Raw genomic sequence first — 13853 nt, forward strand, 5'->3', positions numbered from 1 at the left:
CATAGTTGCCGATTATTTCAGTGCGCCTTCTGCGACCCCTTCGACAATTTGCTTTTGAGAAGTAAAGTAAAAAATGATGACTGGAATGATCGCAATCGTCAATCCAGCTAACGCCAAGTGCCACTGTTTCGTATATTGTCCAAAAAAGTAAAACATTCGAATGGGAATCGTTTGACTGTTGTTTCCTAAGACCAATGACGGCAGCAAGTAGTCATTCCAGATCCAGATGACATTCAAGATGGCGACTGTAACCGATATGGGTTTTAATAACGGAAAAATAATGCGCCAGAAAATCTGGAATTTCGTTGCTCCATCCATTCGTGCTGCTTCATCTAAGGTTACAGATATTCCGGTCATGGCTCCGTGATAGAGAAAAATCGAAAGACTGCAGCCGAATCCCAAATACATCAAGATCAATCCGAGCCGGTTCAGCATACCGATCTGACCGAAATTAGACGTCAGCGGTATCATAACGGACTGGAATGGAATCAGCATCGCTGCTACGAATAAAAGCAGCAAGGCATTGCTGAGTTTACTTTTATTTCTAGCCAATGCGTATCCAGCCATTGAAGAAAATAGGATGATAATGATGACACTTGCTCCAGTAATCAACAAGGAGTTAAAGAACGAACGGACAAATTCCAGGTCTTCAAACGCCTGCTGGTAATTGGACACATTCAGCTCTGAGGGGGGCGTCAGCACATTAGAAAAAATCCCTCTTGGGTCCTTGAAGCTGTTAACGATCATCAGATAAAACGGAGAGAGCCAGACAAGTCCTAACAAAATGCCGAAAATTTCCAGCACGATTAGTGAGCGCTGCTTCTTTTTCATTACAAGTCCACCTCTCTTTTCTTGTTATAGTACACTTGAGTCAACGAAATCAACGCGACGATAATGAAGAAAACGATTGCCTTAGATTGTCCATAAGCCATCTGGTTTCCCGAAAAGGCAGTATCTACAATATTCATCGCAACCATTTGAGTAGAATTAAACGGACCCCCGCCGGTCAGTGATAAGTTTTGATCATATATCTTGAAAGAATTGGATAATGTCAGAAACATCGTGACTGTGAATGCCGGTGCAATCAATGGGAAAATCACATGTCTGAATTTCTGGAAGGGTGTTGCGCCATCAATCTCAGCAGATTCCAGCAATTCTTTTGGAACTCCTTGTAAGTAAGCAATATAAATAATCATAATATATCCTGCCATCTGCCAGACAGTTAAAATCACAATTCCCCAGAATCCAGTCGTCGGCGTTGCCAGCCAGACTTGCAGGGCTTCCACTCCAATAAATTCACCTACTGCAGCAAATACTCGGATAAAAATAAACTGCCAGATAAATCCAAGAATCAGCCCGCCGATCAGATTCGGCATGAAGAAGACTGTCCGCAGAATATTTTTACTTTTCAGCTTGCTGGTTACCAGCATAGCCAGACCTAAACCAATCACATTTAGTAAAATAATACTAGCGATAGAGAATCTCACTGTAAACCATAAAGACTGAATGAACTGTTCATCTCCCAGTAAGCGTTGATAGTGGCTGAAACCTACAAACTCTGTAATTGTCAGACCATCCCAGTTTGTAAAAGAGTAAAAAAGACCCATAATAACGGGAACAATGACCACTAGAGACAAACTTAATAAGACCGGTGTAATAAACAACCAGAAGGTTAACTCTTTATTTCTCATCTTTTCAGCTTCCTTTCTGCAAGCATGTGCTTTAAACCTTGCTAGCAATCATGCTTTTATTTGAATCAAAAAGAAAAGAGCCGCGATCGATCAAGCTGACGGGCTCTTTTCAATCACTTTATTCTCTCATTGATTCCCATGCTTCTTTGGAAGCTTCGATTGCTTCTTCCCAAGTCATCTCTCCAGCAATGTACGCTTGAAGATTCGGACCAAATTCATTTAACTGATACCCTGTAGGGAAACCTGTAAAGACCCATCCAATAGTGTCTCCGCTTTGAGAATAATCATAAACGGTTTGGGAAAGCGGGTCGCTGATTTCCATATCTTCATACCCTTCGTACGCTGGTACAAAGTTAAATTCGTTGACGACAAATTCTTTTCCTTCATCAGATAAATACATCCAGTCTAAAAAGTCTTTCGCAGCTTGAACGGTAGCCTCGTCGTTATTGCTGTTTACAGCCCAATAATTGGGTACCCCAACCGGCAATTGATCTTCATGTCCCTCTAGTGGAATTGGGATCATTCCAACATTTTCTGCCAGCTCCGGATCCATTTGTTCCAATGTCGGATAGATCCAGTTACCTTGTTGGATCATCGCTACTTGGCCCAGTGAGAAATACTCTTCTACTTGTTGAGAGTAGTCTAAACTTAGTACTGGTTCTACAGAATGATTCATCTGCAGATCTAACATCCGCTTAAATTCATCTGACCGTTCAAATTCTAGAGACTCTGCGTTATACGCATCAACCGGGTTTCCATTTAATTCTGGTGATAGATAAACATTCGCCAAATGGTCGCCCATTACCCAGCTTTCTGCACCTGGCAGAGCAAAGACCGCTTCTATCCCCAGATCTTCTTTCTGACTGTCAATTGTTTCAACCGCTGCTTCTAAGTCTTCATATGTGGAAAGTGACTCAGGATCAATACCAGCTTGTTCAAATATTTCTCTATTATAAATAAATCCGTAGCCTTCTAAATTATATGGAATGGCATCCACTCGTCCATCCTCATGTGTTACATTTTCAATCGTCCCTTCAAGAGCAGCTTGAGCGGCTTCCGTGTCCGACATATCAGCCATCGTATCCTGGAATTGCTCAATCTCGTTCGGTCCCGCCACACTGAAAATCGTTGGTTCATCACCAGAAGAAAACCTAGTGGTCAACTGTGTAAAATAATCGGTCCCGCCGCCGACAGAGGTAATTTCAATTTGGATATTTTCATTCTCTGACATGTACTGATCCGCAAGTTCATTAAACTGTTCATTAAATTCTACTTTCCCTTGCATGATATTCAACTGGATCGTCTCGCCGTCTCCGCCGCCATTATTCGTTCCGCCCATACCGCCTGGTCCAGCACCGCTCTCATTCCCGCAAGCTGCCAGTAAAACCACACTAGCACCTGTTAATATTGCGCCCGCTTTCATTTTTTTATACCGAATATTGTACATCTTGATCTCCCCTTCTTTTTATCTTGTTGAACAATTTAACAGTAACTGTTGTTTTATCTAATCACAATCAGCTGTTTATTTACTAAACTAATTGTAATATAATAGCTTTCTCTTATTCAATTAAAACGGTTCCAATTATATCCGTTTTTTTGTGTTACGACAAAGAGCGCTTGGCTTACAGTCATTTGTATAGAGTGAACAGAGATAATCTGGTAGTATCAAACGAAAGGAGGTTAAAAAAATGTTAACAGAAAATCTAATAGGTTTTAGGTTGGACTTGACGTTACTTGGTTTGGTGGTCCTTATCCTCGCACTGATTTTGCTTATAGGTGCTTGGAAAAAGAAACGCGAGAATCCTAAATGGCTTACCGCTATGCTGACGATCAGCGGGCTGGTTCTGGCATCAGGCAGTCTCTTTTATATGATTTACGTATTATTATTCGGATACAATAGTTGATGACTTACTTTAGTTGCTATGTTTATTGAAAGTAAATTACTGATACATAATACATAAAGAATCCGCTGATGAGGTCTGGAGTTGATTTCCTCAGCGGATTCTTCTTATTTTTCTTCTATCTATCTTCTAGTAAGACTAACCAGGTCCATTTCCGTATTTAGCTAAGACTGCTTCACGAATAGACTGATAGCGTTCCAGCGTTGCTTCATCCGCCGCTAAAAACGTATACCCTTTGATGTCTTCATACGTATTCAGGTCCAGCTGGCTTGCCAAGACACCCTCCATTGATGAATGATAGACTCCAAACCCATTATCTACAGTGTATGGATTATTTGAAGGAAAGTCTTCTACCGAATCTAGAAAGAGAATATATTCTTCCCTCGGTTCTAAAGGGACGGATCCGCGTTTAATATTCAAGTGCTCAACATCCTCATGCACCCAATGCATCCACCAATTATCCACCACCGTTATTCTCTCTTCTTTTTGACTGTTTCCTTTATAAACTTCTGTTATTTCTACGCGTACTTGTGCCGGATCTGCACCCATCGTACGTCCGACATAGGTTCCCAGCTGTTCGATTTCCAGTACTCGAGCCGAAACAATCTGACTAGACCGTTCCTCCAGGCTGCTGAGAGAATCGGGTACCGGCTGTTCTTCTTTGCTGACACCATTTCCAAAGATTTCTACCCCTTCCAAGTCTGACAGACTCTTTCCAGCAGCAGCATCTTCAGCATCCCTGAAAAATCGTTCTTGAAGTTCTTCTTCAATGTCAGTATATATCTGCGTTTCAATAGAGGATAAATCTATATTGTTTGTGCTTGGGACAAATGAGTATGCCCACAAATCTTCAACTGTAGCATATTCCGTTCCCATCACGGCAAAGCTTTTTCCTTCTTGATAGACACCAAAGCGGTTTCCGGCAATCGCATAGCTGTCTTCTGATGCTTTTTGCAGAAACAGAATATATCTTTTACCTTCCTCAAGCGGAATATAAGCATCAGTCGTCTGATAGTTTCCATTCTCTTCATCAATCCAGTATGGTTCATAAACCGTGACTTCTTCTCCAATTTCTATCGATTCTTGCGTCTGCTCAGACAGGAGTTCTTCAATCATTACGTTGATTGGTGTCACTTCTTCATATTGTTCGGCTGCATTTCTTCTTTCGCCAGTTTTAGCGACAACAATTGCACTGGACATATTTTCCATATCAATATATCCATTGCTGGGAAAATAAGGCACTCTGTCCTCTGCTTGAAATGTTTCTCCAAGTTCCGTTGCACCAAATCCTTGTGGGCCTCTTATCCACTGACAGCCGCTTAAAATGACCGCCATAAATACTAGTAAACTAATCCCTTTTTTCATCTTTTCTCCTATCTTTCATATGTACTTTTAAAACAGTAATAGTACATTTCTAATGATTTCCATATCTTATTTTACGCTCTAGTGCAATTTGTTTTAAACAGGATGATGATTAACAACAAAATACTATACTATCTCTTTATAGGTACAAAGTCGCATAGACAAAGACCTTCTTGAACAGTATACTGAAACTAATCCATTAAGTTAAGTTTTTTATAAAATTCATACAGCAAGCAGGAGGCATTTTGAAAAAATGAGTGATAGAGACAGACAGAGACAACATGATCGAACAAACAATATGAGCAGTTCTATGCATGACCGAGTGCATTCTGGAGATTCAGATTTTGATGGCAGATCAGACATTACAGGCGGTGCAGCTTTTGGAAGCCTGAACAATCCAGATGAACAAACACTAGATTCCTACTCTTTTATGCATACAGTTTTATTTTATATTTTAGCTATAGGACTTTCGGTCGCTTACAGTTTTTTCGGCTTATGGATATTTGAACACTACTTAGACAACTCATTGATGTACGAGACCATTCCTTCATTGATTTTATTTGTTGTTTCTTTACTATTAGGTTTTCTCAGCTCAAAGGTGATCTTAGTGTTCATAAAAGCTCTTAGAAAGTAAACATTAAAACCAACTTTTATTTAAAAACAGGTACGCCATGGTGTTGAAGGCGTACCTGTTTTTCTTATTTAAGATGATTTAATAACCGTTTTTTCAGCAATCATTTCATTATCTGATTCTTATTGACCAAGATAGTCATTACATGCCTTTTCGCATGCTCGGCAAGCTTCGGCACAATCCTTGCAGTGCTGCATATCATGCTGTTCACATTCAGCTGCGCAGACTCCGCACATTTTAGCACATGCAGCAACCAGATCAGGGAATACTTCGCTTTCCCGATAAGCAAAATCTGCCACGATTCCACACATATCAGCACACTCACGGTCCGTGCGGATACAGTTCGTCATCATCTTGACATCTTCTTCTTTCAGACAAGCATAAAAGCACTGATTACAAGCTTTCGCACACGCAGCTACTTGGCTGACCAACGTTTCAACGGCCTCGTTCATAGTATCACTCCTTACTTCCTGTATTTTTAATACCTTAAGTTTACTTTCCGCTTGACCTTATAGCAAAAAAGACGCTTAGAGCATAAAAAAAGAGCCCGGAATCAAGTCCGCGGCTCCTTAAATTTAATAATAGAATGTTTAAACTTTCGCCACACTGCCTTGCTCTACATAAACCATCAGAATAGAGATATCAGACGGGTTGACACCGCTGATACGGCTGGCTTGGGCAATCGTTTCTGGTTGGATTTTGGTCAGTTTTTCAATGGCTTCCGTTGCGATACCATTGATGGCTGAATAGTCGATCCCTTCAGGAATGCGTTTGTTTTCCATACGCTTCACTTTTTCAGCTTTACGGAAGGCTTTTTCAATATAACCTTCATATTTGATGAAGATTTCAACTTGCTCTGTCACTTCTTTTGAAAGCGGCAAGTCTGTTGGTGCAAATTGTACGATGTCCGCGTATTTCACATAAGGACGACGGATAAAGTCATAGACCAAGATGCCGTCTTTTAGTTGCGGTTCGCCTTTTTCTTCCAAGTATGCTTTTACATCGCTTGGTTTCAAACGAATCGTTTTCAGACGAGCCAATTCTGTTTCGACTTGCTCTTTTTTCGTCAAGAATGCCTGGTATCTTTCTTCTGAAAGCAAACCAAGGTCGTAACCGATTTTGCTCAATCTGAAGTCTGCATTGTCGTGACGTAAAAGCAGACGATATTCAGCACGGGAAGTCAGTAAACGATACGGTTCATTGGTTCCTTTGGTGACCAAGTCATCGATCATCACACCGATATAGCCTTCGTTTCGTTTCATGACAAATGGTTCTTCGCCTTGTACAAGACGAGCTGCGTTGATTCCAGCGATCAGTCCTTGTCCGCCAGCTTCTTCATACCCGGAAGTTCCGTTCATTTGACCGGCTGTAAAGAGTCCGCTGATCATTTTGGTTTCAAGAGAAGGACGCAGTTGATACGGTTTAACCACATCGTACTCAATGGCATAACCCGTACGCATCATTTTGGCATTTTCCAGACCTTCTACAGAATGAAGGACAGCTAGTTGCACATCTTCCGGTAAGGAAGAAGACAATCCTTGTACATAGATCTCATCTGTCGTTTCGCCTTCAGGTTCCAGGAACAATTGGTGACGCGGTTTATCAGAGAAACGAACGACTTTATCTTCAATAGACGGGCAGTAACGTGCGCCGACACCTTCAACGATTCCTGTAAACATAGGTGCACGATGCAGGTTCTCACGGATAATATCGTGAGAAGTTGTACTTGTATACGTTAACCAGCAAGAAGTCTGATCTGTCAGATAGTTTTCATCCGGTGTTTCAAAGCTGAAGTGATGCGGCTCTAAATCTCCCGGTTGTTCTTCTGTTACCGCATAGTTGATTGAATCTTTATGGATACGCGGAGGTGTTCCTGTCTTGAATCGATCAAGATCAAATCCAAGTTCCAATAGATTTTCAGATAATTTAACTGAAGGTTGAGTGTTATTCGGACCTGAAGAATACTTCAATTCTCCGATGACGATTTCTCCTCGAGAAGAAGTTCCAGCTGTTAAGACAACGGCTTTCGCACGGTAAACCGCTCCAGTGTTGGTGATCACCCCTTGGATGACATTGTCTTCCACAATCAGTTCATCCACGATACCTTGTTTCATATCCAGATTTTCGGTTCTTTCAATCGTACGTTTCATTTCATTTGAGTAAAGGTGCTTATCTGCTTGTGCACGCAAGGCACGGACAGCAGGACCTTTAGCGGTATTCAGCATCCGCATTTGAATGTAAGTTTTATCAATATTGCGGCCCATTTCTCCGCCCAGTGCATCGATTTCACGGACAACGATTCCTTTTGCGGGCCCGCCGATCGATGGATTACATGGCATGTGTGCGACCATATCCAAGTTGATGGTGACCAGCAGGGTTTTAGAACCCATTCTGGCTGCAGCAAGTGCCGCTTCTGATCCAGCGTGTCCAGCCCCTACAACGATCACATCATAATATCCAGCTTCATAAGTTTGCATCGAATGATTCCTTTCTAGTTTAAACTTTTCAAGATTTAACGGTTATTTTTGATTATTTTCCTAAACAGAACTGGCTGAACAGCTGCGTGATCAGTTCGTCCTGCACGCTGTCTCCAGTAATTTCACCTAATAGATCCCAGGCTCTGGTCATATCGATCTGAACCAAGTCTACTGGCATGTCCATTTCGATTCCTTCGATCACGTCATCAAAAGCATCAACGGTTTCGTTCAGCAGTGCAATATGACGAATGTTAGAAACATAGGTGGCATCTCGTTCCCCGGTTCTGCCGGAGAAGAATAAATCGGCAATTTTCGCTTCCAGATCGTTCAGTCCTTCTTGACTGATGATAGATGTCGGTACGATACTATCCGGATCAACCAGTTGCTTCAGTTCTTCTAAGTCTAGTTGATTTTCCAAGTCCATTTTATTCAAAATAATAATCCGGTGGTGTTCATCCGTAGCTTTAATCAGTAATTTATCTTCTTCTGTCAAAGGCTCGCTCTGATTGAACACAAGCAAAATTAGGTCCGCTTCGGTCAATGCTTTGCGGCTGCGTTCGACACCGATCCGCTCGACGATATCTTCCGTTTCGCGTATTCCGGCTGTATCGATCAATCTTAAAGGAACACCTTTTACACTGACATACTCTTCGACCACATCACGGGTGGTTCCGGCAATTTCTGTTACGATGGCTTTTTCTTCTCGAATCAGCGTATTCAATAGGCTGGATTTCCCTACATTCGGACGGCCGATAATGGCAGTTGCCAATCCTTCACGCAGGATTTTTCCCTGGCTCGCTGTTTCCAGCAGTTCCAGCACTTGTTCTTTGACTTGTCTGGCTTTTTCTACTAGTAATTTTGACGTCATTTCCTCAACATCATCATACTCAGGATAGTCGATATTGACTTCGACCTGCGCTAATGTGTTCAAGATTTCCTGACGAAGATTTCTGATCAGACGAGACAAATTGCCATCCAGCTGTGTGACAGCCATATGCATCGCTTTATCCGTTTTGGCGCGAATGACATCCATGACAGCTTCTGCTTGAGATAAGTCGATTCGTCCATTCAAGAAAGCCCGTTTCGTGAATTCACCCGGCTCCGCTAAACGCGCTCCATTATGCAGAACGGTCTGCAGCACTTTGTTGACGGCCAGTACCCCGCCGTGCGTATTGATCTCGACAACATCTTCACGTGTGTACGTCTTAGGTGCTTTCATGATCGAAACCATTACCTCGTCAATCTGTTCTTCCGTTTTCGGATTCACGATGTGTCCGTAATGAATCGTATGGGTTGGTTGATTTTTCAATGCTTTATTTCCTAATTGGTAAACGCGGTCCGCAATATCCAGTGCTTCGTCTCCGCTGATGCGCACGATGCCGATTCCGCCTTCTCCAGGAGGCGTCGAAATCGCTGCGATCGTATCAAATTCAATAGCCATGTTTTTAAGCCCTCCTATTTTTCTTCACAAAAAAAGTGCCTGGTCCACCACAATGAATCATACCTAAATAGGCTTGCGGCGGAAAAGCACTTTCACTACTTTACCCTTATTTAAATCAATGTATTCTGTCTTGCTCAACATAGGTAATCATATAAGGAACGGGTCTAAAAGTCAACACTATTACTTATTTTTTAATAGTATTTTGTGAACAGTTTATTTCACTACTAAAAAACACGTTTGCATCCTCAAAGTCCTTGTTTTAAGCTGCTTGCGGTAATCTTTTCTGCTTTATCTTTTTTGATTTTCTGGCTAAGCCCGTTCAATAAGGTTGTATTTAACACTTTGTCCGCATAAGTCGGTGCTTTGTCCAAGGCTTCTCTGGCTTTTTGCAGCCATTCCTCAGCTTTTTCTATATCTCTTTCAACGTAGAAAGCAACCGCTGCTTGCAGTCGGTAAGATTCCAGCTGTTTCAGTTTCATGTATTCTTTGAATAATTTATCTCCCAAAATATCTTCCTGGATCGTTGTTTCCTGCAGTTCCAATGTCAGATGACAGAATAGGTATTCTCTCATTACTTCCATCTGATAAGGCTGAATCAGATCTACTCGTTGCTGCCAGAGTGGTTTAAGGATGTCTAGGGCATGTCCAAAATTACTCGCTTCCAGTTCATGGTTGATTTTGACCAACTGAATATAAGTATTATATTGTTCGGTATTCGGCTCATTAGGATTTACAATCAACGCGTTCATATCAAGTGAATCATATGTTTTACCTAACGTAAAAGCTTCCGTCAAATGCAGCTGCTGGAAAAACTGCTGTTGCTTGATGGTGTCATTTTTCAGCTGCTTCAATTGCATGCCATCTGTTATAAAATACGGAAAAATATTGGTCAATCCTAATAAAATACCTATTGCTGCGAAACTATACAAGTAAACGGAATGGGTTAAAAATACAGCTGCTAAGAGGCTGATTCCGCTTGCCGCAAAATTGGCAAGAACGCCTCCCCACAAATACAATTTATAAGGCGGAAGAGCACCATCCGTCATTTTTGGCGGAACCATCAGACACTGGCCGCCAGTTCCGGCAATGCTGAATTTAGCAAACCTGAACTTTTCCCCTTCCTTAACGAGCGCCCAGCTAAAAATTCTGATAAAAATCATGTGATAACCTGACAGTTTCCCTGCAATTAAGTGTCCTGCCTCATGAATTAGAATATGCAGACATCCAAACACGAGCAGGCTCATAAACAGCAGCCCCAGCTGAAATACTGTAAATTCAAAAATCAGCCCTCCTTCAAGGGATAAATAACCCAGCCAGAACCCTATTCCGGCACACACTGCTATGTAAAGGAAAGATAGTAGTTTTTTCATTGATACACCTCTTATCATCGTCAAATCATATTTTTTTTAATTCTGTTTCATTATATAGAATCGTGAGCTAAGAGGCTATAGTATTCTATTGGGTACATAAAAAAGATTTCTATGGTAAAATTTGTTTGAGAACGAAACAAAGGATTGGATAAAGTGAGTAAATTTCATGAAATATTTATTGATATAGAAGCAGCGATTTTAAACCAAACGTATAAGTCAGGAGACTTGCTGCCAAGCGAAAATGAACTGACAAAACAGTATAATGTTTCACGCGAAACAATTCGCAAAGCATTGACGATGCTCTTAGAGAGTGGTTATATCCAAAAAAAACAAGGGAAAGGTTCTATTGTTTTAGATGTAAAACGGTTTGACTTTCCTATATCTGGATTAACCAGCTACAGAGAACTGCAGGATGCCCAGCACATTTCTAGTCAAACCATTCTGATAGAAAATAAGGTGACAGAAATTCCTCAGCATATTGCCGAATTTTTAAAAGTTCCAGCATCCACAGAAGTGCATAAAGTTGTTCGAGCAAGGAAAGTTAATGATGAAGTGGTCATTTTAGATAAAGATTATCTGCTGACCTCTGTGATTGAGACTTTGCCAGATAAAGAAGCTGAGCATTCCTTGTATCATTACATTGAACAAAAGCTGGGGTTGACGATTGGATACGCGCGAAAAGAGTTCACTGTCGAACCTGTGACAGAAGAAGATAAGCGGCTGATGGATCTGCATGGCGATCATCATATCGTCGTTACCCGCAGCGACGTCCATTTAGAAGACACAAGATTATTTCAGTATACAGAATCTCGTCACCGCCTGGATAAATTCCGCTTTGTCGATTTTGCAAGACGGCGTGGTCCACAGACTTATTGAAAGTGTGTTTCCATTAATTTCAAAATCCTGTTCGAGTATGTAACTCTCCAGCTTATTGGAGAATTTAAGTTTGTTGGCGACTAGTTCAGAGGATGAATGTTGTTTAACTGGTTGCTATACCGATTATGTGACGAGTTCACCGAGCATGTCCTATTTAACTAGTCGTTATCCTGATTTAGTAACCAGTTGAAAGACGGTGCTGCTATAAACTAGTTCCAATAGGGATATTGCAACCAGTTCTGGTCACTCTCTGCTTTGAAGTAGTCCTAATAACCTTATTGCAACCACTTCCGGCGACCGCTCCGCTTTAAAGTGATTCTAAATGACTGATTTCAAATTCGGTAGAATACAAAACTACTGCAAAGAACAAAATAAAAGAATAAGCCAGAAAAAAACGAGCAGATTTGTACTATTAATGTACATATCTGCTCGTTTTAATATATTGTTTTTTTTGCCAGTATCGTCTTTTAGTGCGTTGTTCCACCGATCATTTTCAAGTCTTCTTTTCCATCAAACTCAACGATGGCTTCAAGAGCTTTCGTAATGCCTTTTGCAATATCTTCTAGATTCATTGCCGGTTTTCCTGGTTTATCCAGTACTTGTGAAGGGATAAATGGAACATGCATAAATCCGCCTTTTAAGTCTGGATATTTTTGATCGATCATATATTGTACTTGATACATAATGTGATTGCAGACAAAGGTTCCGGCTGAATTGGATACGGACGCTGGAACGCCGGCTTCTTTCATTGCTGTAACCATAGCTTTGACTGGCAGTTGTGTGAAGTATGCTGCCGCGCCATCCTCTTTAATGGCTACATCGATCGGCTGCGCTTGATCGTTGTCTGGGATGCGAGCATCATCTACATTGATGGCTACACGTTCAGGCGTTAATTCGAATCTGCCGCCAGCTTGTCCAATATTCAGCACATAGTCCGGCTGAAATTCTTCAATCGCTTGTTCCGTTACTTCAGCGCTTTTGCCGAAAACAGTAGGGATCATCACTTTTTTGATTTCTGCACCATTGATGGTATCAGGAATTTTCTTCACAGCTTCCCATGCCGGGTTCAGGCTTTCTCCACCAAATGGATCGAATCCAGTTACTAGAATTTTCATCAATTATCTCGACCTTTCTATCTCTATTTTACCACAAACAGCTTTTAAAAAAATAAACGAACTAACTAAAATGCCCAGAAATACATTAAAACGATATGGAAAACGATCATAATCAAAGCCATCGGAATTTGTTCTTTGATGACCCCGTTATCGTCTTTCATTTCAAGTAAGGCAACCGGCAGCGCATTGAAGTTTGCGGCCATCGGTGTCATCAAAGTACCGCAGAAGCCAACAGTCATTGCTAACGCTCCGGCTACTGCTGGATCTCCACCTTGAGAGATGACAAAAGGGATACCAATACCAGCTGTAATGACTGTGAACGCCGCAAAAGCATTTCCCATGATCATAGTAAAAACAACCATTCCGAGTGAATAAGCAATCACACCAATCAGCGGATTTCCTGCTGGAATAACGGCTGAAATCGCATTTGCAATAACGTCACCAACGCCTGCTTCTGTAAAAATGACACCCAGTGCTGCCAAGAGTTGCGGCAAGAATCCGACGACGCCAACTTGACGCACCATACGGTCTCCATCCTCCAATGCTTCTTTAGGTGAAGCTTTTGCCACCAGCATAGCGATCAATAAAGAAGCTACAGCACCAATTCCGATTCCGGCCTGTCCGCCTAATGGTGTAAACTGTGCGACACCAACGGCTACAACAGCTAATGTAATGACAGGTAAGAATACCAGATTGCCTAATTTTTCACTGGAAGCCTGTGCTTCCGATTCTTTAACTTCTTTCACATGTCCGATCTTCACTTGTTTCGTAATGGTCAATACTCCGACGACAAGTAGTAAAGCACCACTGATGTTAGAAGGAATAAAGTTTCCAGCTGCGAAAATAAAGCCCATAATCAGCCAGAACAAAGATGTCCCTAATCGTGCAGGATGGGCCTTGTCCGTTGCTACATTAAACGCTACATAGGCAAGCAATACACCAACCAAGATAAAAAAGAATTCCAATAAATTATCGATAAATGCTTCCAT

13 protein-coding genes are annotated in these 13853 nt (G+C 41.5%); 3 read left to right on the forward strand and 10 right to left on the reverse strand.

The annotated features are described in order from the left end of the window. Positions 1-12: 12 nt before the first annotated feature. The 3 genes from B6F02_RS03020 to B6F02_RS03030 all read right to left on the reverse strand — a co-directional run bounded on the left by B6F02_RS03020 (position 13) and on the right by B6F02_RS03030 (position 3138). A complete protein-coding gene (locus tag B6F02_RS03020) occupies positions 13-831 on the reverse strand; it encodes a carbohydrate ABC transporter permease (protein WP_080145929.1) in 819 nt (272 codons plus the stop codon). After that, positions 831-1691: a carbohydrate ABC transporter permease gene (locus tag B6F02_RS03025; RefSeq protein ID WP_080145930.1), complete on the reverse strand. Its 861-nt coding sequence runs from the start codon at positions 1689-1691 to the stop codon at positions 831-833. The genes B6F02_RS03020 and B6F02_RS03025 overlap by 1 nt, the downstream gene beginning before the upstream one ends. A gap of 118 nt (positions 1692-1809) precedes the next feature. Next, entirely contained in the window at positions 1810-3138 is a 1329-nt protein-coding gene (locus B6F02_RS03030; RefSeq protein ID WP_218672157.1) for an ABC transporter substrate-binding protein, read from the reverse strand. A gap of 241 nt (positions 3139-3379) precedes the next feature. Between B6F02_RS03030 and B6F02_RS03035 the strand changes: the two genes are divergently transcribed. Then, positions 3380-3595: a hypothetical protein gene (locus tag B6F02_RS03035; protein ID WP_080145931.1), complete on the forward strand. Its 216-nt coding sequence runs from the start codon at positions 3380-3382 to the stop codon at positions 3593-3595. A 135-nt stretch (positions 3596-3730) separates the two neighbouring features. Here the strand turns inward: B6F02_RS03035 and B6F02_RS03040 are convergent, their stop codons facing one another. Then, entirely contained in the window at positions 3731-4957 is a 1227-nt protein-coding gene (locus B6F02_RS03040) for a hypothetical protein (RefSeq protein WP_080145932.1), read from the reverse strand. Positions 4958-5207: 250 nt separating this feature from the next. On the opposite strand from B6F02_RS03040, the gene B6F02_RS03045 reads away from it, so the two are divergent. Beyond that, positions 5208-5588 (forward strand): hypothetical protein, encoded by a 381-nt coding sequence (locus B6F02_RS03045; protein ID WP_080145933.1) that lies wholly within the window; start codon positions 5208-5210, stop codon positions 5586-5588. Between the two features lie 119 nt (positions 5589-5707). On the opposite strand, the gene B6F02_RS03050 is transcribed toward B6F02_RS03045, so the two are convergent. From B6F02_RS03050 to B6F02_RS03065, 4 genes are all read right to left on the reverse strand, one after another. Then, a complete protein-coding gene (locus B6F02_RS03050) occupies positions 5708-6037 on the reverse strand; it encodes a four-helix bundle copper-binding protein (protein WP_080145934.1) in 330 nt (109 codons plus the stop codon). A 138-nt stretch (positions 6038-6175) separates the two neighbouring features. Next, on the reverse strand, positions 6176-8062 hold the full coding sequence (gene mnmG / locus B6F02_RS03055) for a tRNA uridine-5-carboxymethylaminomethyl(34) synthesis enzyme MnmG (RefSeq protein ID WP_080145935.1): 1887 nt from the start codon (positions 8060-8062) through the stop codon (positions 6176-6178). A gap of 52 nt (positions 8063-8114) precedes the next feature. Next, positions 8115-9503, reverse strand: a complete 1389-nt coding sequence (gene mnmE / locus B6F02_RS03060; protein ID WP_080145936.1) for a tRNA uridine-5-carboxymethylaminomethyl(34) synthesis GTPase MnmE — start codon at positions 9501-9503, stop codon at positions 8115-8117. 245 nt (positions 9504-9748) lie between these two features. Continuing rightward, entirely contained in the window at positions 9749-10873 is a 1125-nt protein-coding gene (locus B6F02_RS03065; RefSeq protein ID WP_080145937.1) for a hypothetical protein, read from the reverse strand. Between the two features lie 153 nt (positions 10874-11026). On the opposite strand from B6F02_RS03065, the gene treR reads away from it, so the two are divergent. Further along, positions 11027-11749 (forward strand): trehalose operon repressor, encoded by a 723-nt coding sequence (gene treR / locus B6F02_RS03070; protein WP_080145938.1) that lies wholly within the window; start codon positions 11027-11029, stop codon positions 11747-11749. Positions 11750-12216: 467 nt separating this feature from the next. Here treR and pcp read toward each other — a convergent pair whose 3' ends face one another. Both pcp and B6F02_RS03080 read right to left on the reverse strand, forming a co-directional pair. After that, positions 12217-12864, reverse strand: a complete 648-nt coding sequence (pcp, locus tag B6F02_RS03075; RefSeq protein WP_080145939.1) for a pyroglutamyl-peptidase I — start codon at positions 12862-12864, stop codon at positions 12217-12219. Positions 12865-12929: 65 nt separating this feature from the next. Continuing rightward, the gene (locus B6F02_RS03080) at positions 12930-13853 is read right to left on the reverse strand and encodes a DUF979 domain-containing protein (protein ID WP_080145940.1); all 924 of its coding nucleotides are present in this window, start codon (positions 13851-13853) and stop codon (positions 12930-12932) included.

Origin of the sequence: Marinilactibacillus piezotolerans, assembly GCF_900169305.1 — a bacterium.
Lineage (GTDB): Bacteria > Bacillota > Bacilli > Lactobacillales > Carnobacteriaceae_A > Marinilactibacillus > Marinilactibacillus piezotolerans_A.